General features: G+C 62.0%; 28 protein-coding genes, 1 tRNA gene and 1 other RNA gene. 11 read left to right on the forward strand and 19 right to left on the reverse strand.

What is annotated here, in order from left to right; genetic code table 11:
- Positions 1 to 3: 3 nt before the first annotated feature.
- Genes JV18_RS0103245 through JV18_RS0103255 form a run of 3 tightly spaced genes read right to left on the reverse strand, consistent with a single transcriptional unit; the run spans position 4 to position 3,909 of the window.
- A complete protein-coding gene (locus JV18_RS0103245) occupies positions 4 to 1,203 on the reverse strand; it encodes a S41 family peptidase (protein WP_052071697.1) in 1,200 nt (399 codons plus the stop codon).
- A complete protein-coding gene (gene lpdA / locus JV18_RS0103250) occupies positions 1,203 to 2,618 on the reverse strand; it encodes a dihydrolipoyl dehydrogenase (RefSeq protein WP_033073397.1) in 1,416 nt (471 codons plus the stop codon). The genes JV18_RS0103245 and lpdA overlap by 1 nt, the downstream gene beginning before the upstream one ends.
- 1 nt (position 2,619) lies before the next feature.
- The gene (locus JV18_RS0103255) at positions 2,620 to 3,909 is read right to left on the reverse strand and encodes a pyruvate dehydrogenase complex dihydrolipoamide acetyltransferase (RefSeq protein WP_033073398.1); all 1,290 of its coding nucleotides are present in this window, start codon (positions 3,907 to 3,909) and stop codon (positions 2,620 to 2,622) included.
- Between the two features lie 183 nt (positions 3,910 to 4,092).
- Between JV18_RS0103255 and JV18_RS0103260 the strand changes: the two genes are divergently transcribed.
- Positions 4,093 to 4,548 (forward strand): universal stress protein, encoded by a 456-nt coding sequence (locus tag JV18_RS0103260; protein ID WP_033073399.1) that lies wholly within the window; start codon positions 4,093 to 4,095, stop codon positions 4,546 to 4,548.
- 10 nt (positions 4,549 to 4,558) lie between these two features.
- Here the strand turns inward: JV18_RS0103260 and JV18_RS0103265 are convergent, their stop codons facing one another.
- Complete coding sequence (locus tag JV18_RS0103265; protein WP_033073400.1) at positions 4,559 to 4,951, reverse strand: hypothetical protein; 393 nt, start codon at positions 4,949 to 4,951, stop codon at positions 4,559 to 4,561.
- A 121-nt stretch (positions 4,952 to 5,072) separates the two neighbouring features.
- On the opposite strand from JV18_RS0103265, the gene JV18_RS0103270 reads away from it, so the two are divergent.
- Positions 5,073 to 5,864, forward strand: coding sequence for a helix-turn-helix domain-containing protein (locus tag JV18_RS0103270; RefSeq protein WP_033073401.1), 792 nt, complete (start codon positions 5,073 to 5,075; stop codon positions 5,862 to 5,864).
- A 61-nt stretch (positions 5,865 to 5,925) separates the two neighbouring features.
- On the opposite strand, the gene rpoZ is transcribed toward JV18_RS0103270, so the two are convergent.
- Positions 5,926 to 6,270, reverse strand: a complete 345-nt coding sequence (rpoZ, locus tag JV18_RS0103275) for a DNA-directed RNA polymerase subunit omega (protein WP_033073402.1) — start codon at positions 6,268 to 6,270, stop codon at positions 5,926 to 5,928.
- Positions 6,271 to 6,418: 148 nt separating this feature from the next.
- On the opposite strand from rpoZ, the gene JV18_RS0103280 reads away from it, so the two are divergent.
- Positions 6,419 to 7,612: a phospholipase D-like domain-containing protein gene (locus tag JV18_RS0103280; RefSeq protein ID WP_033073403.1), complete on the forward strand. Its 1,194-nt coding sequence runs from the start codon at positions 6,419 to 6,421 to the stop codon at positions 7,610 to 7,612.
- A gap of 19 nt (positions 7,613 to 7,631) precedes the next feature.
- On the opposite strand, the gene JV18_RS0103285 is transcribed toward JV18_RS0103280, so the two are convergent.
- Positions 7,632 to 8,279, reverse strand: coding sequence for a class I SAM-dependent methyltransferase (locus tag JV18_RS0103285; RefSeq protein WP_033073404.1), 648 nt, complete (start codon positions 8,277 to 8,279; stop codon positions 7,632 to 7,634).
- Positions 8,280 to 8,426: 147 nt separating this feature from the next.
- Here JV18_RS0103285 and JV18_RS0103290 point away from each other — a divergent pair, with 147 nt between their 5' ends.
- Positions 8,427 to 9,725, forward strand: a complete 1,299-nt coding sequence (locus JV18_RS0103290; protein ID WP_033073405.1) for an MFS transporter — start codon at positions 8,427 to 8,429, stop codon at positions 9,723 to 9,725.
- A gap of 4 nt (positions 9,726 to 9,729) precedes the next feature.
- Here JV18_RS0103290 and JV18_RS0103295 read toward each other — a convergent pair whose 3' ends face one another.
- From JV18_RS0103295 to JV18_RS0103340, 11 genes are all read right to left on the reverse strand, one after another.
- Positions 9,730 to 11,034 (reverse strand): sensor histidine kinase, encoded by a 1,305-nt coding sequence (locus JV18_RS0103295; protein WP_033074886.1) that lies wholly within the window; start codon positions 11,032 to 11,034, stop codon positions 9,730 to 9,732.
- Between the two features lie 110 nt (positions 11,035 to 11,144).
- Positions 11,145 to 11,810, reverse strand: a complete 666-nt coding sequence (locus JV18_RS0103300) for a response regulator transcription factor (RefSeq protein WP_033073406.1) — start codon at positions 11,808 to 11,810, stop codon at positions 11,145 to 11,147.
- Positions 11,811 to 11,901: 91 nt separating this feature from the next.
- Positions 11,902 to 12,210 carry a hypothetical protein gene (locus JV18_RS0103305; protein WP_033073407.1) on the reverse strand — a complete coding sequence of 103 codons (309 nt, stop codon included), beginning with the start codon at positions 12,208 to 12,210 and terminating at the stop codon, positions 11,902 to 11,904.
- Between the two features lie 70 nt (positions 12,211 to 12,280).
- Positions 12,281 to 12,355 (reverse strand) — tRNA-Val (locus JV18_RS0103310).
- A gap of 170 nt (positions 12,356 to 12,525) precedes the next feature.
- Complete coding sequence (locus JV18_RS0103315) at positions 12,526 to 12,798, reverse strand: HU family DNA-binding protein (RefSeq protein ID WP_033073408.1); 273 nt, start codon at positions 12,796 to 12,798, stop codon at positions 12,526 to 12,528.
- A gap of 170 nt (positions 12,799 to 12,968) precedes the next feature.
- Positions 12,969 to 15,365: an endopeptidase La gene (gene lon / locus JV18_RS0103320; RefSeq protein ID WP_033074887.1), complete on the reverse strand. Its 2,397-nt coding sequence runs from the start codon at positions 15,363 to 15,365 to the stop codon at positions 12,969 to 12,971.
- A gap of 220 nt (positions 15,366 to 15,585) precedes the next feature.
- Positions 15,586 to 15,921: a YbaB/EbfC family nucleoid-associated protein gene (locus tag JV18_RS0103325; protein WP_033073409.1), complete on the reverse strand. Its 336-nt coding sequence runs from the start codon at positions 15,919 to 15,921 to the stop codon at positions 15,586 to 15,588.
- Entirely contained in the window at positions 15,918 to 17,654 is a 1,737-nt protein-coding gene (locus JV18_RS0103330; protein WP_081944660.1) for a DNA polymerase III subunit gamma/tau, read from the reverse strand. The genes JV18_RS0103325 and JV18_RS0103330 overlap by 4 nt, the downstream gene beginning before the upstream one ends.
- A gap of 155 nt (positions 17,655 to 17,809) precedes the next feature.
- Positions 17,810 to 17,907: signal recognition particle sRNA small type (gene ffs, locus JV18_RS14805), an RNA gene on the reverse strand.
- Between the two features lie 61 nt (positions 17,908 to 17,968).
- The gene (locus tag JV18_RS0103335) at positions 17,969 to 18,307 is read right to left on the reverse strand and encodes a 2Fe-2S iron-sulfur cluster-binding protein (RefSeq protein ID WP_033073410.1); all 339 of its coding nucleotides are present in this window, start codon (positions 18,305 to 18,307) and stop codon (positions 17,969 to 17,971) included.
- Positions 18,304 to 19,386 carry a cysteine desulfurase family protein gene (locus JV18_RS0103340; RefSeq protein ID WP_033073411.1) on the reverse strand — a complete coding sequence of 361 codons (1,083 nt, stop codon included), beginning with the start codon at positions 19,384 to 19,386 and terminating at the stop codon, positions 18,304 to 18,306. The genes JV18_RS0103335 and JV18_RS0103340 overlap by 4 nt, the downstream gene beginning before the upstream one ends.
- Before the next feature lie 243 nt (positions 19,387 to 19,629).
- Here JV18_RS0103340 and JV18_RS0103345 point away from each other — a divergent pair, with 243 nt between their 5' ends.
- The gene (locus JV18_RS0103345; protein WP_033073412.1) at positions 19,630 to 20,286 is read left to right on the forward strand and encodes an alpha/beta hydrolase; all 657 of its coding nucleotides are present in this window, start codon (positions 19,630 to 19,632) and stop codon (positions 20,284 to 20,286) included.
- 122 nt (positions 20,287 to 20,408) lie between these two features.
- On the opposite strand, the gene JV18_RS15470 is transcribed toward JV18_RS0103345, so the two are convergent.
- Positions 20,409 to 20,573, reverse strand: a complete 165-nt coding sequence (locus JV18_RS15470; RefSeq protein ID WP_235302828.1) for a hypothetical protein — start codon at positions 20,571 to 20,573, stop codon at positions 20,409 to 20,411.
- Between the two features lie 147 nt (positions 20,574 to 20,720).
- On the opposite strand from JV18_RS15470, the gene rpiB reads away from it, so the two are divergent.
- Genes rpiB through JV18_RS0103370 form a run of 5 tightly spaced genes read left to right on the forward strand, consistent with a single transcriptional unit; the run spans position 20,721 to position 23,978 of the window.
- Positions 20,721 to 21,173, forward strand: a complete 453-nt coding sequence (rpiB, locus tag JV18_RS0103350; RefSeq protein WP_033073413.1) for a ribose 5-phosphate isomerase B — start codon at positions 20,721 to 20,723, stop codon at positions 21,171 to 21,173.
- Entirely contained in the window at positions 21,170 to 22,477 is a 1,308-nt protein-coding gene (gene glyA, locus JV18_RS0103355) for a serine hydroxymethyltransferase (protein WP_033073414.1), read from the forward strand. The genes rpiB and glyA overlap by 4 nt, the downstream gene beginning before the upstream one ends.
- A gap of 6 nt (positions 22,478 to 22,483) precedes the next feature.
- Positions 22,484 to 22,702, forward strand: a complete 219-nt coding sequence (locus JV18_RS0103360; RefSeq protein ID WP_033073415.1) for a hypothetical protein — start codon at positions 22,484 to 22,486, stop codon at positions 22,700 to 22,702.
- A gap of 3 nt (positions 22,703 to 22,705) precedes the next feature.
- Positions 22,706 to 23,170, forward strand: coding sequence for a transcriptional regulator NrdR (nrdR, locus tag JV18_RS0103365; RefSeq protein WP_033073416.1), 465 nt, complete (start codon positions 22,706 to 22,708; stop codon positions 23,168 to 23,170).
- Positions 23,171 to 23,210: 40 nt separating this feature from the next.
- Positions 23,211 to 23,978 carry an RNA methyltransferase gene (locus JV18_RS0103370; protein ID WP_052072038.1) on the forward strand — a complete coding sequence of 256 codons (768 nt, stop codon included), beginning with the start codon at positions 23,211 to 23,213 and terminating at the stop codon, positions 23,976 to 23,978.
- Positions 23,979 to 24,004: 26 nt separating this feature from the next.
- On the opposite strand, the gene JV18_RS0103375 is transcribed toward JV18_RS0103370, so the two are convergent.
- Complete coding sequence (locus tag JV18_RS0103375) at positions 24,005 to 24,313, reverse strand: chorismate mutase (protein WP_052071698.1); 309 nt, start codon at positions 24,311 to 24,313, stop codon at positions 24,005 to 24,007.
- Between the two features lie 197 nt (positions 24,314 to 24,510).
- Here JV18_RS0103375 and rpsD point away from each other — a divergent pair, with 197 nt between their 5' ends.
- Positions 24,511 to 25,122, forward strand: coding sequence for a 30S ribosomal protein S4 (gene rpsD / locus JV18_RS0103380; protein ID WP_033073419.1), 612 nt, complete (start codon positions 24,511 to 24,513; stop codon positions 25,120 to 25,122).
- The last annotated feature ends 82 nt before the right edge of the window (positions 25,123 to 25,204 follow it).

The following is a 25,204-nucleotide window of genomic DNA, read 5'->3' on the forward strand; positions in this document are numbered from 1 at the left end:
AAGTCACTCGCCGGGGAAAGGCACCGGACATTTGCCAGCCGGGATAGGCTGAAACTCTTCCCGCGGCTGTCCATTCACGGAATAAAGGCGCTCGGCAGGAAATTTGACCACCATTCCGCTGGACGGAAGCGGAAAGTCGTAAATCGCGCCCAGCAGCCCCGCCATCCGGTCGCCGCAGACGGGTACACCCATCGCCGCGAAGCCAATCGCCATGCCTTCGCCCATGCTGCCCGTCCATCGTCCGACGCGGACTGCCACAGGCTTGGGCCGGACCGCCTGCACCCGCGGCAGCACTTGTTCCACCCATTGACGCTCAATACCGGTTTCGCGCTTTTCGGAGGGCAGATTATGGATCTGATAGGCGGTCGGCTGGTTGACAAACCAGCCCATGGCGCCCCGCGCTACCGTGGTATTCCCGCCGCTGGGCGTATCGCGCAGGTCGATTACAACCGGGGCGTCTGCGGGAACAGTGGCAAGGGCAGCGTCAAAAGCGGCTATGGCCGCATTATCCCCCAGCGAATTATGATAGCGAATGGCATAGGCACCATTGGCCTCGCGCGTCACGCTGACGGGTGAAGCATGATCTTCTGCGGGCAGCGCATAGAGGCTGGTCAGCTTCACCCGCCATTCCCTGCCGCCGCGCGCAAAGCTGAGGTCACGATCGCGGTCGCGGCGTCCGGCGACAAGCATCCGCGCCGCATAACCGGCGCGCACGCCCCCATCGGCGCTCAGCCCCATCGCCTCCCAATAGGAAGCGATGGCGCGGTCCACCGGAACGCCGTCAACGGCAATCAGCCGATCTCCCACCGCGATACCCGCCTTGGCGGCGGGGCTGCCGGGGCGCACAGCTTCGACCCGGTAATGCGATCCGTCCGGGGATATCCACAGATCGCCATAGGTTGGCACCACCGCCCAGCTGTCGGCAAAGGACGCCCCGGTGATGGCATGATGATCCGCCAGCGAAGCGATACGCCGTTCCGCATAAGCAAGCAGCGAACGGTGGTCATGGACGGCCGCGCGCTCTTCCGCCAGCTTTGCCGAATCCGGCAACCTGCCCTCGGGCAAATGCTCTGGATAAGCATAATAATCCAGGATCATCTGATCGAGCGCACGGGCATCGCCCGCATAGTCGGGCGTATCCACGGGGTCGGTCGCGGCGGCGAACAAAAACAGTGCCGCCGCGATCGGAGAGGAAACAGCCATCAGACGTGCAGCACGCGCCCATAAGCTGCGAGGACGCTTTCGTGCATCGCCTCGCTGATCGTCGGGTGCGGGAAGACCGTGTGCATGAAATCTTCCTCGACCAGTTCGGCAGTCTTGCCGATGGTATAGCCCTGGATCATCTCGGTGACCTCAGCGCCGACCATATGCGCACCGAGCAGTTCACCGGTCTTGGCGTCGAAAACGGTCTTCACAAAACCTTCGGCCTCGCCCAGCGCAATCGCCTTGCCATTGCCGATGAAGGGGAAGTTGCCGACGCGGACCTCGTGCCCCGCTTCCTTCGCCTTGGCCTCGGTCAGGCCGACCGAAGCGATCTGCGGATGGCAATAGGTGCAGCCCGGAATGTTGCGCGCATCCATCGGATGTGGGTGGACATCCTTGTTGCCCAGTTCCTGCGCGATGGCTTCGGCGGCGATCACCCCTTCATGGCTCGCCTTGTGCGCAAGCCATGGCGGCGCGGTGACATCGCCGATCGCCCACAGCCCCTTTACATTGGTGCGGCAATAGGGGTCGGTGTCGATATGCCCCTTGGTCGTTTTGACCTTCAGCGCCTCCAGCCCGATATTCTCGGTGTTGGGGACGATGCCGATGGCGACGATGGCGTGGCTATATTCGCCCGCCTGAACCTTGCCATCCTTTGTCTTGATCTTGGCCGAAACGCCGTTCGCGCCCGCCTTCAGTTCTTCGACCCCGGCGCCGGTCAATATGGTCATGCCCTGCTTCTTCAGCGATTTTTCGAGGAAGCTGGACACGTCAGCGTCCTCGACCGGGACAATGCGGTCGAGCATTTCGACGACGGTAACGTCGGCGCCCATGTCATTGTAGAAGCTTGCAAATTCGATCCCGATGGCCCCCGACCCGATAACGAGCAATTTCTTGGGCATTTCGGGCGGCGTCATCGCATGGCGATAGGTCCAGATGCGCTTGCCGTCGGCGGGCGCAAAGGGAAGGTCGCGCGCGCGTGCGCCGGTGGCGACGATGATATGCTTGGCGGTCAGCGTCTCGCTGCCCTTCTCGCCCTTCACCTCCAGCTTGCCCGGCGCCGTCAGCGTGCCCGTGCCCATGTGAACAGCGATCTTGTTCTTCTTCATCAGGTGGGTGACACCCTGATTGAGCTGCTTTGCGACGCCGCGCGAGCGCTTGACCACCGCTTCGATATCGGCGCTGATATTGGCTGCGGTTAGGCCATAATCCTTCGCATGCTGCATATAATGATAGATTTCCGCCGAACGCAGCAGCGCCTTGGTCGGAATACAGCCCCAGTTGAGGCAGATGCCGCCAAGCAATTCTCGCTCGACAATCGCGGTTTTCAGGCCGAGTTGGGCACCCCGGATCGCCGCAACATAGCCGCCGGGGCCCGAACCAAGGACGATGAGGTCGTAGTTGGTGTCTGCCATCTTATGCCACCAGTCCCAGCGGGTTTTCGACAATCTGCTTGAACGCCTGCATCAGTTGCGCGCCGTCGGCGCCGTCGATGGCGCGGTGATCGAAGCTGCCGGTGGCCGACATGATGGTGGCGATCGAAACGGCGTCGTCGACGATCCACGGGCGTTTTTCACCTGCGCCAATCGCCATGATCATGCCCTGCGGCGGGTTGATCACCGCGTCAAACTGGCTGATACCGAACATGCCCATATTGCTGATGCTGGCGGTGCCGCCCTGATATTCATGCGGCTGCAGCTTGCCTTCCTTGGCGCGCCCTGCAAGCTCTTTCATCTCGGTCGAGATGGCGCTGATCGCCTTGCTGTCGGCGTGGGTGATGATCGGGGTGATCAAACCCGCCGGGACGCTGACCGCCACCGAAATGTCGGCGCGCTCATAACGGATAAGCTGGTCGCCCGCGAAGCTGACGTTGCAGGACGGAACTTGCACCAGCGCCTTGGCCAGCGCCTTGATAAGCAGGTCGTTGACGCTGAGCTTGATGCCCTGCGGTTCCAGCGCCGCGTTCAGCTCTCCGCGCAGCTTGAGCAGCTTGTCGAGCTGAATGTCTACAGTGAGATAGATATGCGGAATCGTCTGCTTCGCCTCGGTCAGGCGGCGCGCAATTGTCTTGCGCATATTGCTGAGCTTTTCTGCGCTGTGCGGAATATCGGTCTCGAACGGTTGCGCCGGGGCCGCAGGAGCCTGAGCACTCGCCGCGCTGGCCTGCGCCGGTGCCGCAGCAGAAGCGCCTTCCAGATCGGCCTTGACGATGCGGCCGCCGGGGCCGGTGCCGGTCAGGGTCGACAGGTCAATCCCGCGTTCGGCGGCCAGGCGCTTGGCAAGCGGGCTCGCCTTGATGCGTTCGCCCGATGCGGCGGGTGCCGGAGCGGGGGTGGGCGCCGGCGCTGGAGCTGGAGCAGGCGACGCGCTGGGAGCAGCAGGCGCGGGAGCCGCTTTGGCTTCCTCCTTGGCTGCGGGCGCCGGGGCAGGCGCCGGAGCGGCCTTGACCTTGCTCGCATCCTCACCCTCGGCTGCAATGATTGCAATCACGGTGCCGACTTTTACATTATCAGTCCCTTCGGGCACCAGAATCTGCGCGATGGTGCCTTCATCGACGGCTTCAAATTCCATTGTTGCCTTGTCGGTTTCAATTTCCGCCAGCAGATCGCCCGACTGGACGCTATCGCCTTCCTTCACCAACCATTTGGCAAGGGTTCCTTCCTCCATCGTCGGGGAAAGAGCGGGCATTTTCAGTTCGATCGACATTCTGGGGTTCGTCCTCGTCACTCTTGCAGGCGGCGTATACGGCAGATTGCCGTTACGGTTTCTCCCTCCCCATTATCATGGCTTGCGTCAAGGTCCACCGGGGGAAACTTGCCTTTCATACGAATGTGACGCAATCTGCCTGCAAAGAGGCGCGCCATCGCGCGGAAACAAGGGGTATCGAGGGTGCGAACCTATTTGGTCGTCGTGGATGACAGCCCGGAATCCTCGCTGGCGCTGCGCTTTGCAGCGCGGCGAGCGGCGCGGACCGGGGCCGGGGTAATGGTGCTGGCCGTGATCGAGCCACAGGATTTCCTGGCTTTCAGCGGGGCTCAGGCCACCATCGAGGCCGAAGCGCGCGAACATGCCGAAAAACTGGTCGCCGATGCCGCCGAAGCGGTCGCGCAGGAAGGCAATGTTTCCTCGCAGGTGATGGTGAAATCGGGCAAGCCCGCCGAGGTGGTGCGCGAGTTGCTGAACGGCGATTATGACATCACTGCGCTGGTGCTGGGAACCACCGCCAGCGGGGCGCCGGGGCCGCTCGTTGCGCATTTCACCGGGCATGATGCAGGCACGCTGCCCTGCCCGGTGATGATTGTGCCCGGCGGCATCGATGTCGCGCGGCTGGACGCGGTAAGCTGAACCCAGCGGCCTAAGCGGGGGATACCGCGCTCAACCGGGCCGCACCCTTGGCTTCTCCCCAGGCGAAGAGCAGGACAGCAGCAGCCTGCGCCGCGATTATGATGACACCCAGGGGCGTAAGCTGGGGCCAGAAGAAGAAGGCAAGGAGCACGCTCGCCGCCACCCACAGCAGATTGCCAAGGACGATCAACTGAACGCCCGCCGCGCGCGCGGGTGCTTGCAGCGCAACGGTCGCCATGATCGCGGCGGACGCCAACAGAATCCAACCCGCAACCGTCAGCACGATGGCGGGCAAGCCAGTCAGGCTGGATATCAGCGATGTTGCAAACAGGCAAAGCAGAAACATGACAAGGCAGCTGATCGCGTCGAGCGCGAGGATTTGTTTTAGATTGAGGGTCGGCATGGCTAATCTCCTTCAGTCAACGCCGACCATGTCCCGCAAATTCTTCGGCTGGTCTATTACGCCACAGGTAATGGAGTTTGCGCTGCCAACGCCCTAACCTTTCTCGGAAAGGAAACAGGCCATGCATGTTCCAAAGACGGACTCGCTAGGCGCACAATTGCGCGAATGGCGTACGCGGCGCCGGATGAGCCAGTTGGATCTGGCGCTGGAAAGCGAAATTTCGACCCGTCATCTGAGCTTCATCGAGACGGGCCGCGCGAAGCCAAGCGCACAAATGATCGAACGGCTGGCGACGCAGCTGCAAATGCCCCATCGTGCGCGAAACGCCCTGCTCCTCGCCGGAGGCTATGCGCCGCGCTATCCCGAGCGTTCGCTGGACAGCCCCGAGATGCAGGCGATGAGGGCCGTCGTGGAACATGTGCTGAAGGGTCATGAGCCCTATCCCGCGCTGGCGGTCGACCGGCATTGGAATATGATCGCCGCAAATGATGCTGTGGCGCTGTTGACCGAACAGGTCGCCGCGGCTCTGCTCGAACCACCGGTCAATGTCCTGCGTTTGGCGCTCCATCCCGACGGGCTGGCGCCGCAGATCGTCAATCTGGGCGAATGGCGAAACCATATATTGGCGCGGCTCGACGAACAGATTGATGCCAGCGCCGATGCCGAATTGAGCGCGCTACGCGCCGAACTGGCGGGCTATGGTTGTGAAGCGAATGATAATGCCGAATATCATCGGCACGGAATTGCCGTGCCGCTGGTCCTGAACAGTATCGCTGGACAGATACGCTTTGTATCGACCACCACCATTTTCGGCACGCCGGTCGATATTACCTTGTCCGAACTGGCAATTGAGGCCTTTTTCCCCGCTGATGCCGAAAGCAGCGCACTGCTGCGTCGGTTGGGCGGGGCTTAGAAGCAAAAAAGGCCGCGACCCTGTCGCGACCCTTTTCATGCGTCAGTTTGTGCAGCGCGACCTATTCAAAGTCGGGCCCGGCGCTCGCGGCGCTGCGCGGCGGCGCGGCTGCGGTCAGGCGCAGCGCTTCAGCCGAGCGGCTGATCGAGCTGATTTCATCGGGCGTGTCGTCATCGTCGATCACCACTTTTTGGAGCGAAACGACGAGCGATTCGCTCAGATCCGCCGGGCGGACCGTCTGCTCAGCAATTTCGCGGAGCGCCACGACCGGATTCTTGTCGCGATCCCGATCCACGGTCAGTTCGGAGCCGCCCGAGATTTCACGGGCACGATGGGCCGAAAGCAGCACCAGATCGAAGCGATTGGAAACTTTGTCGACGCAATCCTCGACGGTAACGCGGGCCATAATAATTCCTTAAATGGGGCAGGAGCCAGCTTTGCGCATGGCAGCAAGCGCTGCGCGCTATCAATGCATGGCTGAAATGTCAATAAAAGCCCCTCTTGAAGGAGAGCGGCCTTGCTGCCGATGGACCGCTCATCCTATTGAGGCGGGGATGACGGCCCCCTCCCTCCCTTTTGCATTGGGCGACACGCTGATTGCGCAGGTAGCGGAGCACCGATTGGAAATCATCCCCGGCGGTGAGGCACGTTTCAAACGCTTGCTGCAGCTGATAGATGGCGCGAAGCACAGCATCGACCTGATCATGTATATTTTCCAGGCCGATGAGGCGGGCGCGCCGATATTGGAGGCGCTTGTCCGCGCGGCCCGGCGGGGCGTGCGCGTGCGTGCCATCATCGACAGCTTCGGATCAGCAGACACCAGCGACGCCAGTTTCGAACCCCTTCGCGCCGCCGGGGGGAATATACTCTTCTTCTCGCGCAAATGGCGGTCAAGCTACCTGATCCGCAATCACCAGAAATTGCTGGTGATTGATGATGAAATTGCCGTCAGCGGCGGCTTCAATATCGCCGCCCCCTATTTGAGCGATGACCGGAGCGACTGCTGGTTCGACCTCGGGCTGATCGTGCAAGGCCCCTCGGTGCGGCAGATGACGCGCTGGTTTCAGAATATCCATGATTATTGCCGCGACCATGACGGAAAGCTTTTGATGCTGCGACGTCTGATCCGTCGCTGGCCCGTCGATCAGGGCGCGCTGACCTGGCTGGTCGGCGGGCCGACCGAACGGCTGTCGCCCTGGGCGCGCACACTGCGGCACGATATGGAGAATGGAAATCGGCTGAACATGGCGATGGCCTATTTCTCGCCGGGACAAGGCATGCTGCGTCGGCTGGGCCGCCTAGCTCGCAGGGGCGAGGCGCGCTTTGTCATGGCGGGCCAGTCAGACAATGCCGCCACCATCGGCGCCTCCCGCCTCCTTTATGGCTATCTGCTCCGCAAGGGCGCGGCGGTGTGGGAATATCGCGCTTGCCGCCTTCATATGAAGCTGATCGTCATCGACGACATCGTGTATATCGGCACGGCCAATTTCGACATGCGGAGCCTTTTCCTGAATGTCGAGCTGATGCTGCGCGTCGTCGACGCCGATTTCGCCGCTCAGATGCGGGACTTCATCCTGAACATGAAGAATGAATGCAATGTGCTGACCCCTGCCAGCCACCGCGCGCGCGCGGGATGGCTGACACGGCTGCGCTGGGCGCTTGCCTGGTTTGTCGTGGGGGTTGCCGATTATACGGTGACACGGCGGCTGAATTTCGGCCTGACCGCCGATCCGGAAACGGAGTTATGAGCGCCGTCTTAAGCCCGTTTCAGTCTGCTTTGTCTTTCCAGCCCCAGAAGAGGAAACAGGGCGGGACGTTCACCCATTCAAACCCCTTGTCGATCCGGGCGAAATGCGGCGCAAGGAAGTCGCGGGCACGCGCGCGAAACTGGTAGACGAGAAAAGCTCCTCCGGGGCGCAGCGCCCGATGGGTCGCCGCCGCAATGGCCGGTCCCACCCCGGTAGGCAGAGTAGAGAAAGGCAGGCCCGACAAGATATAATCGGCATGCTCAAACCCTTGATCTGCAATTATTTTTTCAACATCCGCTGCCGAACCATGAACGGCGATGAAGCGGCTGTCCCGAATATCCTTGCGGAGATATTCGACGAAATCTTCATTGGTGTCGATGGCGATCAGCGTCGCATCGCCGGGCAGATGTTCAAGAACGGGACGGCAAAAAGTGCCCACACCCGGGCCATATTCAACGAAAAGCCGGGTATTTTTCCAATCCACCGGGCGCAGCATGTGGCGAATGAGGGTCGGCGAGGAGGGGACGATCGAGCCCACCATCACTGGATGCTTGATAAAGCCGCGCACAAACATGCCCCACGGGCCGAAAAAACGTTGGAGCCGCGCTCTCACCCTCTTGGAAAGCGCGGTCTTTGTGTCTTGGGCCTGCGCCCGCGGATGAGTCATGATGGCTTTCGCGTTGTTGCGGTTGCCAAAGACGTGGCAAAATCAACGCGCTCGCGCAAGGGGGAGAGTAGAATGGACACTGGACAGCCACGCCTTGCGCTGTAGGAGGAGGCAGGCCTGCGACGACTGGCGTGAAAGGAGGGCGCAGTGACAACCGCATCGCGTTCGATCCCTGCCGATCGCATGGCCGTGCTTTTTGCCGTGATGCTGGTCGCTGCCGCGGGCAATACGGCGATGCAGTCGATTTTGCCGGCCATCGGCACCAAGTTGAACATTCCGGATGTGTGGGTGAGCCTGGCCTTCAGCTGGTCGGCGCTCTTGTGGGTGGCGACGGCCCCGCATTGGGCACGCCAGTCGGACAAGCGCGGTCGGCGCGCGCTGATGGCGCTGGGCGTGACCGGGTTTATGGCCTCCATGGCGCTATGCGGCGTCGTGCTGTGGGCGGGACTGAATGGCTATATCGCGGCGGGAGCCACGTTCATCGCCTTTGCCCTGTTCCGCAGCCTTTACGGCGGCCTCGGCTCTGCAGCGCCGCCTGCCGTCCAGGCCTATGTCGCCGCGCGTACCGATCCGGAAGAGCGCACCCAGGCGCTGTCACTTGTCTCATCCTCCTTTGGACTCGGAACCGTCATCGGCCCTGCGGTCGCGCCTTTCTTCATCCTGCCGATCGTGGGGCTGGCGGGACCGATGTTCGCCTTTGCGTTGATCGGCTTGATCGTCTTCGTGATGCTGCGCTGGCGGCTCCCCAACGACACGCCGCGCTTTGCCGCGCGCGGTGCCATCGCTTCCTATCCCTTGTCCGCAGGCCCCGGCGAACCGACGGCGGAGGAAGAGAATAGCAACGCGGCGCCACCGTCGCCGGAGCCTCTGCGCTGGAAAGACCCGCGCGTCCGGCCATGGCTGGCCGCCGGTTTTTTCGGCGGACAGGCACAGGCGATGATGCTGGGGGTGATCGGCTTTCTGATCCTCGACCGGCTTCACCTGCGCCAGAACCCTGATGAGGGCGCGGCTATCACGGGCATTGTCCTGATGGCGGGGGCCTTTGCCACGCTTCTTTCGCAATGGGGATTGATACCCCTCCTCAAAATGTCGGCGCGCGCCGCCGTGCTGCTTGGGGCGGCGCTTGGCGGAACGGGAATTCTGCTGACCGGCCTTTCGCAAGACCTGCATGGCATCATCATCGGTTTTGCACTTGCCTCGCTGGGGTTCGGCCTGTTTCGTCCGGGCTTTACCGCCGGCGCCTCGCTTGCGGTGCCGCGCCGCGACCAGGGGGCGGTTGCCGGCATGACAGCCTCGATCAACGGATCGGCCTATATCGTCTCCCCTGCGATCGGCGTGTCGCTCTATAATTGGCATCCGATGGCGGGCTATGGATTGATGGCGGCCTTTTGCCTGTGGTTGCTCCTGTGGGGCTGGACCGCGCTGCGACTGCCAGAGCAGGGCTGATTGCCTATCCCGCAGGCAGGCGGAGGCGGACGAGCAATCCGCCCAGGTCTTCGCTTTCTTCCAGCATGATCTGGCCGCCATAAATTTCGGCGACATCGCGCACGATGGCGAGGCCCAGCCCGGTGCCCGGCTTGCCGCTGTCGAGCCGCACCCCGCGATCAAAAATCCGCACCCGGTCGGCGGGCGAAATGCCGGGGCCATCATCTTCGATGATGATCTCGACCATCGGCCCGGCGGCCTCGATCGTCGCAAAAACACTGCCTCCGCCATATTTGGCCGCATTTTCGAGCAGGTTTCCGACCAGTTCATCCAGATCCTGCCGCTCGACACGCGCGATCAGGTCCTTGTCGCCCGCCGCATCGAGCCGCACCTCCGGGTAGAGATGCTTGATCGCGCGGGAAACGCTGTCGACGCTGTCCCACACGCGCGCGCGCGCCTGCGCTGCCCCGCGGCGCCCCACAGCGCGGGCGCGGGCGAGATGATGCTCCACTTGCCGCTGCATGGTCGCCGCTTCGCGCCGCACGGTGGCGGCCAGTTCGGACTCGCGGCCTGTCGCGCTGTTCACCAGAACGGTCAGCGGAGTCTTGAGCGCATGGGCCAGATTGCCCGCATGCAGCCGCGCTTCCTCGGCCTGCTTTTCATTATGTGCGAGCAGGGCGTTGAGTTCATCGACCATCGGCTGAACTTCCAGCGGAAGCGGCGCGACGATCCGGCGCTGCTGCCCCCCGCGCATCGCCGCGATGGCACGCCGGATATGGCGCAGCGGCCAGAGACCGTAAAATGTCTGAAGCGCTGCAAGGATAATCAACCCCAGGCCCAAAAGGCCCAGACTGGGAATCAAGGTTGCCCGCACCGCCCGGATCTGGGCATCCAGCGCCTCACGCGACTGAGCAATCTGGTAACGCCAATTGATCTCGCTGCCCGGCAGGATGACGTTGCGTTCGAGGATACGAAGCTCTTCATCGACAAATTGGTCGCTGTCATAGGTATGGATTTCATCATCGACATGCGGGGTCGGGGCTTCCAGCGTGCGCTCCCACAAGGAGCGCGAGCGATAGGGTTCCTGATCGCCGCCGCTGATCTGCCAGTAAAGCCCGCTATAGGGCTCCAGAAAACGTTGATCGCCCAACGGTTCGATCAAGCGCACCTCGCCATCCGGCCCGATTTCGGACGAGCGGATCATCGCGATCAGCACATATTCCAGGCTGGAGTCAAAATTGCGTGTGATCGCTCCGGTTAAAACCCGGTCGAGTGCAAGACCACCCCCGATCAGGAGGACGGATATCCAGATGGCCGCAATGGCGATCATCCGCCGGGCAAGCGATCCGGTCATGCGGCGTTGCTCAGGCGCGGTCACGCTGTCCGTTGCCGGTCCTTCTTTACCGCTCGCCGCCGCCGTGCCGGTCATGCCCGACCGGCTCAACCCTGCGGATCGTCGAGCTGATAGCCCAGGCCGCGGATCGTGGTGATAACGTCGGCGCCCAACTTCTTGCGGATGCGGGTGACGAAGACCTCGATGGTATTTGAATCGCGATCGAAATCCTGATCGTAAATATGTTCGATCAATTCGGTGCGCGAAACAACCTTGCCCTTGTGGTGGAGCAGATAGGAAAGAAGCTTATATTCCTGCGCGGTGAGTTTCACCGGCTGCCCATCCAGCGTGACGCGGCCCGAACGCGTATCGAGCCGCACCTTGCCCGCGACCAGTTCGCTCGACGCATTGCCGGATGCGCGGCGGATCAATGCCCGCAGCCGCGCGATCAATTCCTCTGTCTGGAAGGGCTTGGCGAGATAATCGTCGGCGCCCGCGTCCAGCCCGGCGACCTTGTCGGACCAGCTGTCGCGCGCGGTCAGAACGAGGACAGGGAAATTGCGCTTTTCCTTGCGCCAGCGATCGAGCACGGTCAGCCCGTCGACTTCGGGAAGGCCAAGGTCCAGAATGGCGGCGTCATAGCTTTCGGTCGAGCCGAGGAAATGGCCGTCCTCGCCATCGGTCGCAAGATCGACCGCATAGCCTGCCCCTTCGAGCGTCGCCTTGAGCTGCGGACCCAGCGTGGGTTCGTCCTCGACAATCAAAATCCGCATTCACAATGCCTTTCCCTGGATGGCGCCGTGGGACGGGCGCCTCGCCACTTTATCCATTTTCAGCGGGGTTCGCAAAAATTGCGAGAGAGTCTCAGGGCTTGCGCCCGACGATTCGACCGGTTCGCGCATCGACATAGACCACGACGACCTGACTGCCATCCAGGAATTTGAAAGCATAAAGCATCTGCCGCATATCGAATTGCGGCCCCCCCAAATAGGTCATGTCGCTGTAAGGGGGGCGTGACCGCACCTCCGCGATCAGCCGATTAAGCGGAATAACCTGTCCCTGCGCCGCCGCATCGCGCAAATGATTATGATCGCGATCACCGCGCGCGAAAGCCGGTCCAGCCGCAAAAAGCAGCGCGGCACAGGCCAGCGAAAATAAAGAAGAACGGATCATGGCCACACCCTAATGCGAAAGCATTGAATAGGCGATGAATGATCCCGATGGGAATGAACCCCCGGGATCATGGTGGGCGCGGCAAGGATTGAACTTGCGACCCCACCCGTGTGAAGGGTGTGCTCTACCACTGAGCTACGCGCCCGTCCCGGTCGCCCATGCGAACAACCGGAAGCGGGACGTCCATAGCCGCTGCGCCGATGATTGCAACGGGCTTTTGCATTCCATCCCCCTCCCCAACGCAAATCGGGCCGCAGCTTGCGCTACGGCCCGACTTTTTACGCATCTGCGCGTCATCAAATACATCCCGGAGGATTAGTTGACGGCATCCTTGAGCGCCTTGCCAGCCTTGAACTTGGGCTGGTTCGAAGCTGCGATGGTCATGGTTTCGCCGGTGCGCGGATTGCGTCCGGTCGAAGCCTTGCGCTGGCTGACGGCGAAAGTGCCAAAGCCCACGAGGCGAACTTCGTCGCCCTTTTTCAGCGACGAGGTAATCGCGTCGAACACGGCTTCGACAGCCTTGCTCGCGTCGCCCTTGGTCAGCCCGCTTGCGTCAGCGACGGCGGCGATCAGGTCTTGTTTGTTCATGCCTAAGGAACCCCTGCATATGGTTGGCTAAATGATTCATGGCCCGTAGCCATGGCGCGCCACTAACGACGTTTCCGGGCGGATTGTCAAAGCAAAAAACCGGGAAAAGCGCGATTTTTCGTTGATTCAGCGATGAAAAGAGGCTCGACAAACGCCTCTTTTCGCGCCGATCAATGACGAATCGCGTTTTCGCCTTCTCCGCCCGAGCCAATCCGGGGTGCAGCCGCAATCTCATCAGCCTCGGTCCATTCAATGGGTTCGACCGGACTGATCAAAGCCTCGGCCAGAACCTGGTCGACATGGCTGACCGGAATGATCTTCAGCTTCTCCGTGATGTTCGCGGGAATTTCCACCAGATCCTTCTCATTCTCTTCGGGAATCAGAACGGTAGTAATCCCCCCCCGCAACGCCGCCAACAACTTCTCCTTAAGCCCGCCGATCGCGAGAACACGGCCGCGCAACGTCACCTCGCCCGTCATCGCAACGTCCTTGCGGACCGCAATGCCCGTAAGCGTCGAGATCATGGCGGTGACCATGCCAATCCCTGCCGAAGGGCCATCTTTGGGTACAGCACCTTCGGGCAGGTGAATATGAATATCCTTGCGCGCAAACAGGCTGGGACGAATGCCATAAGCTGGTGCGCGAGCCTTCACAAAGGAAAGCGCCGCCTGCACTGACTCGGTCATCACTTCGCCGAGCTTGCCGGTGGTGCGGACCTGTCCTTTGCCAGCGGCTGTAACGGCCTCGATGGTGAGAAGTTCGCCCCCCACTTCGGTCCAGGCAAGCCCCGTAACGGCGCCAACCTGATCTTCACGGTCCGAAACTCCATGACGAAATTTACGCACGCCGGAAAATTCCGACAGATTGTCTGGCGTGATTGTGACGCTCTCGGCCTTACCCTCAAGGATCTTGCGCAGCGCCTTGCGGGCAAGGCGGGCAATTTCCCGCTCCAGTGTTCTAACCCCGGCTTCGCGGGTATAATAGCGGATGAGGTCGCGAAGTCCCGCCTCCGTCAGTTCAAATTCGCCTTCCTTGAGCCCATGCGCATCAACCTGTTTTGCGATCAGGTGACGAGTGGCGATTTCGACCTTTTCATCCTCCGTATAGCCTTCGAGCCGGATGATCTCCATCCGGTCGAGCAAAGGCTGGGGCAGGTTCAGCGAATTGGCAGTGGTAACAAACATCACATCGCTGAGATCAATGTCGATCTCCAGATAATGATCATTGAACTTGCCGTTCTGCTCGGGATCGAGCACCTCAAGCAGCGCCGAGGCGGGGTCGCCCCGGAAATCCTGGCCCAGCTTATCAATCTCGTCGAGCAGGAACAGCGGGTTCATCGCGCCGGCCTTTTTAAGGTTGCTGACGATCTTGCCAGGAAGCGAGCCGATATAGGTGCGGCGGTGGCCGCGGATTTCGGCCTCGTCGCGCACGCCGCCCAGTGACTGGCGCACGAACTGGCGCCCCGTCGCCTTGGCGATCGAACGACCGAGCGAGGTTTTGCCGACGCCCGGCGGGCCGACGAGGCAGAGAATCGGGCCCTTGAGCTTGTTGGTGCGCGCCTGCACAGCAAGATATTCGACGATCCGGTCCTTGACCTTTTCCAGCGCATAATGGTCGTCGTCGAGGACGCCCTGCGCCTTCGCAATATCCTTTTTGAGCTTCGACTTCTTGCCCCAGGGCAGGCCCAGCAGCGTATCGAGATAATTGCGCACAACTGTCGCTTCGGCAGACATCGGCGCCATGGCGCGCAGCTTTTTCAGCTCGGCCTCGGCCTTCGCCTTGGCTTCCTTCGACAATTTGAGCTCGTTGATCTTGGCTTGAAGCTCGGCCAGATCGTCGCCGCCCTCGCCATCGTCATTGCCAAGCTCGCGCTGGATCGCCTTGAGCTGTTCGTTGAGATAATATTCGCGCTGGCTCTTTTCCATCTGGCGCTTCACGCGACCGCGGATCTTCTTTTCGACCTGAAGTACGCCGAGTTCGCCCTCCATGAACGCGAAGACCATCTCAAGCCGCTTTGCGGGCTGATCCTCTACCAGTAGCGCCTGCTTGTCGGCGACTTTGATATTGAGATTGCCGGCGACCGAATCCGCCAATCGTGAGGCATCGTCGATCTGCGACAATTGCACAGCGGTTTCGGCGGGCATTTTCTTGTTCAGCTTCGCATAGGATTCGAACTGATCGAGCACCGAACGCATCAAGGCAGCGGTATCAACGCTGTCGTCGACGACATCAGCGATGGGATCGACGTGCGCGATCACGGCCTTGTCATCCGCTTCCAACGCCGTGAGGCGGGCGCGTTCCTTACCTTCCACGAGCACCCGCACCGTGCCATCGGGCAGCTTCAGAAGCTGAAGAACCGTGGCAATGACGCCGACATCATAAAGGTCGTCGCGCGCAGGATCATCCTCGCCGGGATCAAGCTGGGCTACGAGGAAAATTTCCTTGCCCGCCTCCATCGCCACTTCGAGCGCGGCAACCGAACGGTCCCGGCCAACGAAAAGCGGCACAATCATGTGCGGAAAAACGACAATGTCGCGCAAGGGGAGAAGAGGGTAAGATTGCGTCATCATGGCTCCTGGGCAACGCGCGGTTGCTGCGCGCCCCTTAACTATAGATCGTCATCGCTAATATGGCGTAACTTGCGCCGGGTTCAATGACAGCGGGATGAATGGCAGCGCAGCACACCATCCCCGGCGGATGACCAGCACGCCCGTGGCTGAACGCCATCATCTGCTACAGCCGGCCGCATCGCTGGCCTCTTACTGTCCCTCCGGAAGCATTTCGGGGTCAAAAGGGCAGCTTGAAACCCGGCGGAAGCGGAAGACCGCTTGTCATTTTGCCCATCTCTTCCTGACTGGCGGCGTCAGCTTTCTCGCGCGCATCGTTGAAGGCTGCCGCGAGCAAATCCTCCAGCATTTGCTTTTCCGCCGGTACGATCAGGCTATCCTCAATCGAGATCCCCTTGATCCGCCCTTTGGCGCTGGCGCGGATCCGGACAAGGCCGCCGCCTGAAACGCCTTCCACCTCGACCGTGTCGAGCTTGGCTTGCGCCTCCTGCATTTGGGCCTGAACAGTAGCGGCGGCTTCCTGCGCCGCCTTCATCATTTCTTCAATGGACTTCATGGGGCGGACTTATGGCGATTGTCATCGCTTTCGACAAGCTTTGCATCCGGAAAAGCCGTCAGGGCGGCCTTTACAACGGGTAGCTCGCGAATACGCGCCTCTTCATCGGCGGACTTTGCATCGCGCACCTCGCCCAGGCTGGGACGCCCCTCGCCCTCCGCAGCGCGTATCTGCCAACGCGAACCCGTCGCTGCGAACAAGGCATCGCCAAGCTCCCGGCTGAAGCTCCCGTCGAGCGCCGGAACCGCCGTAAATACCAGCAGCCCCGGCTCCAATTGGATAACGCGCAGATGTTCGAACAGCATAACGCCAAGCCGGTGGTGCCCGCCTTGCTCGAGCAGTTGGTGGATTTGCGCAATGGTAAGCGCGGATGCTGCCTCCGGTGCCTGCTCGCCGGATGGAGGGGTGATAGCGTCTGCACGCGGGGCTATCGCTTGCGCGACGGCTGGCCCGTCCTGCCCCTGTGGGACATGGGAAGATGCGGCCCCCAGCATATTTGCCGCGCCGCTATTTTCCAGCAGCTTCGCCAGCTCGCCCGGATCGGGCATCGAGGCTGCGTAAATCACCCGCAGCAAAAGCATTTCCAGATGCTCGACGGGATTATTGGCGCGCAGCACCTCGTCATGTCCCTTGAGCAAAAGCTGCCACAAGCGGTTCAAGGGCGCGAAGCCAAGCGCCTGCGCCCAATCGGCGATACGCCCGCGATCCTCTTCGCTCAGCGCGGGGTCGCTATGCCGCGCCACTTTGGCAAGGGTGATGGCATGGGTCAGGTCCATCAGACCCCGCACCACAGCCACGGGCTCAATCCCCAGTGCATATTGGGCGCGCACCAGATCGATGGCGCCGCCCGCATCGCCATCCAGAATGCTCGCCATCAGCCGGGCCGTGGCGGAGCGGTCGGACAGGCCCAGCATGGTTCGCACCTGGTCGGCGCTGACCTTGCCCCCGCCTTCCAGATCGGCATGGGCAATGGCCTGATCGAGAATCGACAGTCCGTCGCGCACCGATCCTTCGGCGGCATTGGCGATCAGCCAGATGGCAGGGGCCTCGGCCTCCACACCCTCCTTTTTTAGTATCTCGCCGAAATGATCGAACAATATTTCGGGCGTGATACGCCGCAGGTCAAAGCGCTGACAGCGCGAGAGCACCGTTACCGGCACCTTGTTCACTTCGGTGGTGGCGAAGAGAAATTTGACGTGCGGCGGCGGCTCTTCCAGCGTCTTGAGCAGTGCGTTGAAGGCATTGCGCGACAGCATATGCACTTCGTCGATGATATAGATTTTATAGCGCGCCGACACGGCTGCGTAGCGCACCGCCTCGATAATTTCGCGCACATCATCGACGCCGGTATTGGACGCGGCGTCCATTTCGATGACGTCGATATGCCGCCCCTCGGCAATGGCGCGGCAGGGCTCGCACACGCCGCAAGGATCGATGGTGGGCCCGCCTGTTCCGTCGGGGCCGATGCAATTGAGCGCCTTTGCAATCAATCGCGCGGTCGAGGTCTTGCCGACCCCGCGTACCCCGGTCATCAAAAAGGCATGGGCCAGCCGGTCGCGGGCAATGGCATTGCCCAGTGTACGAACCATCGCATCCTGCCCGATGAGTTCGGCAAAGGTTTGCGGACGATATTTGCGTGCAAGCACCCGATAAGGCCCGGACGATGCCTGCGGGGCGGCTTCGGGCAGATCCATGCCCAGCATCGGGGTTTCATCGGCGTCGGAATCGCTCATGCGCCCCGTCTTAGGGGCCGAAGCCGTGCTTGTCGAAGGGGGAAAGCTAAAGGCGCACTTTTTTGGCACTTCGCGGCGTTGGCGCCTGCACGCGGCGGCGCCTCGAACCCGGCAAGCCCTACGGCCGGCGTGACAACGCAGATGGCTCGACTGCGAAAGGTGGGAGCCGGAACGACCCGCAGCGAATTCGTTGCGGCTGCTTCCTTCCGGACCTGACCGGGTTGGCGAAGACTGCGTCCGCCCGACTCCCGCCGCGCATATGGCGCCGGGCCTCGCGAATTGCAAGGAGGAGCAGTCCGCTCCCCCAAACAAGCCTATCGCTGCCCCTGCATATTGCGGCTTTCGGGCGGAATATGGACGGTCAGCCCATCAAGCTCTTCCGTCAGAAGGATCTGGCACGCGAGGCGACTGGTCCGACGCGCCCCGGCGGCGAGGTCGAGCATATCCTCCTCCTCCTCGCTCGCAGTGGGAAGGCGCGCGAAATCAGCGGATTCGACGATGACATGGCAGGTCGAGCAGGCCATCTGCCCCTCGCACGTGCCTTCCAGCGGCATCAGATGTTGCTGCGCCACGTCGAGCAATATCTCGCCTGGCTGCACCTCCGCTTCGGTACGGCCCTTGCCATCGGCGTGGATAAAGATGACCCGCATCAATTCACTCCTTGCAGCCGCGCCGCTTCCCGGATCGCGGTCAGCCCCTCGCGCAGCGCTTCCTCGCTGGTATAGCGTCCCCATCCCAGGCGGATGGAAGCGCGCGCTTCGGCTTCGCTGAGCCCCATGGCGCGCAGCACATGGCTGACCTTCCCCGAACCGCTGCCACAGGCGCTGCCCAGCGAAAAGGCGATATTTCGCGCATCGGACATGAGGCGCAGGCCATTAACCCCTTCGCGCCGGATATTGAGATTGCCATGATAGCGCGGATTGTCTGCGCCGTTCAGCGTCCATTGGGGCAGCATGTCCCTCGCCAGCGACCAGAGCCGCTCCACATGCGCGGCATCGGCCTCCTGACGCTCGGCGGCGAGCGCGGCGGCGGCCCCAAAACCGGCACATAGCGCGGGCGAGACGGTGCCCGAACGCATCCCCTGTTCCTGCGCTCCGCCGACCATCAGCGGTTCGATATCGACGCCATCCCGGACCCACAGCGCGCCAATCCCCTTGGGCCCATGAATCTTGTGCGCCGAAATCGCGGCAAGATCGGGCCCCTCGGGAATGGCGATGCGGCCATAGCCCTGCACCGCGTCACAGAGCAGCAAGCTGTTTTTGGCATGAGCAGCAGCGGCAATGTCCGCCACCGGCTGGATTGTGCCCACTTCATTGTTAACGAGCATGGCGGCAACGATGCCGCCTTCCGGAACAAGGGCGTCGTCCACGGGCAGGGCGACGCCATCGGCACCAACGGGAAGGATGGCGGCATTGAGTCGCTCCAGACATTGAAGCGAGGCCGCATGTTCGATGCTGAGCCCAGCGACGCCGCCGGGCATGGCGGCACTGCCCCGGAACAAGGCCCAGTTGAGCGCCTCGGTCGCACCCGATGTGAAATAGACGCGCCCGCCCGCGGGCAGCAGCGCAGCGACCTGATCACGCGCAACCTCGACCGCGGCAGCCGCGGCGCGGCCCGCGCGGTGGGTGCTGGCCGGATTGCCGAACCCTTCCTCATCCCCCAGCCAGCGCAGCATCGCGGCGCGCGCTTCGGGCGCCAGCGGGGTCGTGGCTTGATAGTCGAGGTAGATCATTCCAGCAGCACCATTTCCTGTTCCGTTCGCTCCGGACGAGACGGAGACACCCATCGATTTGGCGCCAGGCGCGACGGGTATCCCGGCTTCGCTCGATGCGAACGGAGAAAGGCAAATTACCTATTGTTGCGAACGATTCGCAAAAGTTGCAACTTGCCACCCAATTTCTATATAGGCGGCAACTTCGTCCCGCCACCCCCGCCGATATGGCGGACGGAGGCCGTCCCAAAATAGAGGTGTGCTTTGCCCGACGTTATTTTCCCCGGCCCCGAGGGTCGCATTGAAGGCCGCTTTTCTCCGCCGCCGCGCCCCCGCGCCCCGCTGGCCCTGATCCTTCACCCCCACCCCCAGGGCGGCGGCACGATGAACGACCGCATCACCCAGGCCATGTATAAAAGTTTTGTGAAGCGCGGCTTTGCCGTTCTGCGCTTCAACTTTCGCGGGGTCGGGCGCAGCCAGGGCACCTTTGACAACGGGATCGGCGAATTGTCCGATGCCGCGTCCGCGCTCGACTGGGTGCAGTCGATCCATCCCGAGGCGCAAACCACCTGGGTTGCCGGTTTCAGCTTTGGCGCCTGGATTGGGATGCAGCTTTTGATGCGCCGCCCTGAAATTCGCGGATTCCTGTCGGTCGCCCCGCCCGCCAACATGTATGATTTCAGCTTCCTCGCCCCCTGCCCCTCCTCGGGCATTTTGGTTGCGGGCGGAGCGGACGAGATTGTTCCGCCGGCGGCAGTGCAAAAGCTGGTCGACAAATTGCGCACGCAAAAGGGGATCACCATCCACCATGACGAGATTCCGCGCGCCAATCACTTTTTCGAAAATGAGCTCGACCAGTTGATGAAGAGCCTCGACAATTATCTCGACATGCGGCTTGCGCCCGACTCGCCAATCCGGTGATCCGAGGTCGGTGATATCAGCGTCATTGCGAGCGTAGCGAAGCAATCTCCAGCTATCGACCGGCATGAAAGGCGGCTGGAGATTGCCGCGCCGCCTTCACCCCCCTCGCCATGACGGCGAGTCTATTTCACCGGAACCAGCCAGATGGCGACATTAGCAAAAAGTATCAGCGCCGCGATCAGCATCAACAGCGCGCGGCGGCGCTCGCCATGACGGAATAGCATCACCGCACCCCCGGCAAGCGCAAGCGCCGCCAGCATGACCAGAGAAAGCAGCATATCGCCCATGCCTGCGCTCTAGGCGCAGCGGGCGGGGTGCGTAAATGGTTTTTGTAACAAAAAGCGGTCGCGGCGGGTTGCAGCTTATGGCCAATTGCTCCGCCTTCGCCTAAAGCGCGCTCCATCGATTCCCTTTACGCTACGGGAGACGCGCCGATGCGTATCGCCATTGCCTCCGACCACGCCGCCCTCGATCTCAAGCCAGCGCTTGCCGACTGGCTGCGCGAACAGGGGCATGAGGTGACCGACCTTGGCCCCGACGGACCCGAAAGCGTGGATTATCCCGATTATGGCTATGCCCTCGCGCAAGCCGTCGCCGAAGGCCGCGCCGAACGCGGCGTCGCCCTTTGCGGTTCGGGCATTGGCATCTCCATCTCGGTAAACCGCCTGCCCGCCTGTCGCTGCGCGCTGGTCAGCGAGCCCCTCTCGGCAAAGCTCGCCCGCGAACATAATGACGCCAATGTCCTTGCCATGGGCGCGCGCCTGACGGGCATCGACATGGCCAAGGCCTGCCTTGACGCCTTTCTTTCGACCGATTTCGCCGGCGACCGCCATGTCCGCCGCGTCGACAAGCTTTCCAACCCGCCCCAGATGGAGACCAGCCGATGACCACCGACCTTGCCCCTTCCCCCATTCGTTCGGCCGGTTTCTTTTCCGAAAGCGTGACAACCGCCGATCCCGCGGTTGCAGCAGCGATGCAGAATGAACTGGAGCGCGAACAGCATCAGATCGAGCTGATTGCTTCTGAAAACATCGTTTCCAAGGCAGTACTGGAAGCACAGGGCAGCGTTTTCACCAATAAATATGCCGAAGGATATCCCGGACGCCGCTATTATCAGGGCTGCGCGCCGTCGGACGAGGTGGAAACGCTGGCCATTGAGCGGGCTAAGCAGCTCTTCAACTGCGGCTATGTCAATGTGCAGCCGCATTCGGGCGCGCAGGCCAATGGCGCGGTGATGCTGGCGCTGACCAAGCCGGGCGCGACGATCATGGGGATGAGCCTCGACGCGGGGGGGCACCTCACCCATGGTGCGGCTCCGGCCATGTCGGGAAAATGGTATAATGCGGTGCAATATGGCGTGCGCCCCGACGATCATCTCGTCGATTTCGACCAGGTCGAGGCGCTGGCGAAGGAGCATCGCCCCTCGCTGATCATCGCGGGTGGCTCGGCCTATCCGCGCACGCTGGACTTTGCGCGTTTTCGCGCCATTGCCGACGATGTTGGCGCGCTGTTGATGGTCGATATGGCGCATTTTGCGGGCCTCGTCGCGGGCGGCGAGCACCCCTCCCCGCTCGAACATGCCCATGTCGTCACGACCACCACGCACAAGACCTTGCGCGGACCGCGCGGCGGCATGATCCTGACCAATGACGAGGCGATTGCTAAGCGTATCAATTCGGCGGTGTTCCCCGGCCTGCAGGGCGGCCCGCTGATGCATGTCATCGCCGCCAAGGCGGTCGCCTTCGGCGAAGCGCTGCGCCCCGAGTTCAAAGATTATGCGAAAGCCACGATCGCCAATGCGCGGGCGCTAGCGGGTCGCCTGAAAGCGCGGGGCGCCGATGTCGTCGCGGGCGGCACCGACACCCACCTGGCGTTGATCGACCTGCGCCCGCTGGGCATTACGGGCCGCGACGCCGACGAAGCGCTGGAACGCAGCGCCATCACCTGCAACAAGAATGGCATTCCCTTCGACCCCTTGCCGCCGGTGAAGACGAGCGGCATTCGCGTCGGCTCGCCTGCCGGAACGACCCGCGGCTTCGGCGTCGCGGAGTTTGAGGAAATTGGCGATATGGTCGCCGATGTACTCGATGCACTTCGCGACAAGGGCGAAGCGGGCGATGCGGCGGTCGAAGCCGATGTTCGCGCCCGTGTGCGGACGCTCTGCGAACGTTTCCCAATCTATCAGGGCTAATCAGATATGGCGCGTCCCAATCCCGAAGAGCCGACCCTGCTGGAACGCGCGATCGAAGAAGCGAAAGCGATGGGACGCGGGGGAATAGACCATCCATCGACGCGCCCCGTCCTGATCGGCGGCGTAATCGGCGGCCTTGCGGGGCTCGCCATCGAGGCGGTGAGTTGGCCCATAGGCCTGTGCGCGGGCGCTGCCATCGCCCTTTATATGCGCGTGAAGCGCTGACATATGCGCTGTCCCTATTGCGGCCATGAAGACAGTCAGGTGAAGGACAGCCGCCCCACCGAAGACGGGGCGGCCATCCGTCGGCGCCGCCAGTGCGAGGATTGCGGCGCGCGTTTCACCACCTTCGAGCGCATTCAGCTCCGCGAGGTCGGCGTCCTTAAGGCAGATGGGCGCCGGGAGGCTTTCGACCGGGAAAAACTGATGCGGAGCGTCCAGATCGCCTGTCGCAAGCGTCCCGTTGACGGCGCACGGATTGAGCGGATGGTGTCGGGTATCCAGCGCCAGCTGGAGACCTCCGGGGAAAATGAAGTGCCAGCACAGCAGATCGGGGCGATGGTGATGGAAGCGCTGAAGGGCGTCGATAATGTCGCCTATATCCGCTTCGCGAGCGTCTATCGCGACTTCACCGAGGCGAAGGATTTTGAAGAGTTCGCCGCGACGATTAATGCCGCGGCGCATCAGGGCTAGGGCGGCGACGAAGTTGACCGAACAGGAAAATCCCATGGCGATGGAGGCCGCCCCTCCTCCGGTCTTTGTGCTTGTTCGTCCCCAGTTGGGGGAGAATATTGGCAAGGCCGCGCGCGCCATGCTCAATTTCGGCCTGACCGAGATGCGCCTCGTTGCCCCCCGCGATGGCTGGCCCAACCCCGACGCCGGGCCTGCGGCCTCGGGCGCGGATATTGTGCTGGCCCAGGCCCGGGTGTTCGACACGCTGGCTGAAGCCGTCGCCGACTGCACGCATATTTATGCCACCACAGTCCGAAAACGCGGCGTTACCAAGCCCGTCCTGACGCCCGAAAGGGCGGCGCAGGCGGTCCATGGCACGGCTGGCCGCTCCGCTTATGTCTTCGGCCCCGAAAGGTCAGGGCTGGAAACCGATGATGTCGCTTTGGCGCACAGCATCGTCACCGTTCCCATCAACCCCGAATTTGGCTCGCTCAATCTGGCGCAAGCCGTCATTCTGCTCGCTTATGAATGGTCGAAATATATTCCCGGGGAATTGGCGAGCCCGCCGGAAGTTCTGCTCGACCCGCCCGCCCCGCATGGCGAGATGGAAGGGCTGATCGATCATTTTGTGCGTGACCTTGACGCGGCGGGATATTTCTTCCCTGCCGACCGCACGCAGGCCACCTTGCGGACCTTGCGAACCATGCTGACCAAGACCGGCTGGTCCTATAATGATATTCGCATGATGCATGGCATCGTCACCACGCTGGGGCGTCCGCGCAAATCGGCGCGCGGCGAAACAGGTAGCGACAGCGGCGGCGCGCAATAAATCGCAACGAACCGCGACTGGCTGCCCTAGCCGCGCGTCCGATCCCAGCGCGCGAGTTCATACGCAATCGACTGCTCGACCAGTTCATTCCAGACCGCGCGCAACCGTTCGGCCTCCAGCCCCGCCGCCGCGGCTTCGCGCGCGACATTATCCAGCACTTCGGCCTTGCGCTCTTCGTCGCGGACGCTCGCGCGATCGGGCTTGATCCGCGCGGCGGCGTCCATATAGCCAAAACGGCGCACGAGCAGCGCGACCAGTTCGCGGTCGACCTGGTCCACTCCCGCGCGCACTTCCGCCATGGCTTCGCACTGTTCGGGCATTTTGGGTTCAGACATGCGCGCAGGCTTTAGCGGCTTTTCCTTCCATGTCGAGCACCCCTTGGTCGCTTGACTTTCGCCGCATCCCCGTCTAGTCGCGCGCCTTCGCAATGGACCCCGCATCCCGGTGAAGCGGTGGTCGCGCATGGACATTTCATGCGGTGCGACCCGGGAAAAGCCGAAATTCCTCGGCACACAGCAAATTGGAGACGATCATGTCAAAGCGCCAGAGCGCCAAGTATAAACTCGACCGCCGGATGGGCGAAAACATCTGGGGTCGCCCGAAAAGCCCCGTCAATCGCCGCGAATATGGCCCCGGCCAGCATGGTCAGCGCCGCAAGGGCAAAATGTCCGATTATGGCATTCAGCTGCGCGCAAAGCAGAAGCTGAAGGGCTATTATGGCGACATCACCGAAAAGCAGTTCAAGCGCAATTATTTCGAAGCTGCGCGTATGAAGGGCGACACCGGTCAGAATCTGATCGGTCTGCTGGAGCGCCGCCTCGACGCGATCGTCTATCGTTCGAAATTCGCGCCGACCATCTTTGCCGCGCGGCAGCTGGTCAGCCATGGTCACGTCTATGTTAACGGCGTGAAGTGCAACATCGCCAGCCGCCTCGTAAAGCCCGGCGATGAAGTCACCCTAGGCAAAAAGGCGCAGGAAATGGCACTCGTTGCCGAGGCCCAGAGCCTGCCCGAGCGCGACCTGCCGGAGTATGTCGCCGTCGATGGCACCAAGGCCACCTTTGTCCGCGTCCCCACGCTCGACGAAGTTCCTTATCCGGTGAAAATGGAACCGAATCTGGTCGTCGAATTTTATTCACGCTGATTATTTTCGTCAGACGAGAATGCAAAAGGGCGGTCCTGCGGGGCCGCCCTTCTTGCATCCGCCATGGGAGACTGGCACAATC

This window comes from Sphingopyxis sp. MWB1, assembly GCF_000763945.1.
Taxonomy (GTDB): domain Bacteria; phylum Pseudomonadota; class Alphaproteobacteria; order Sphingomonadales; family Sphingomonadaceae; genus Sphingopyxis.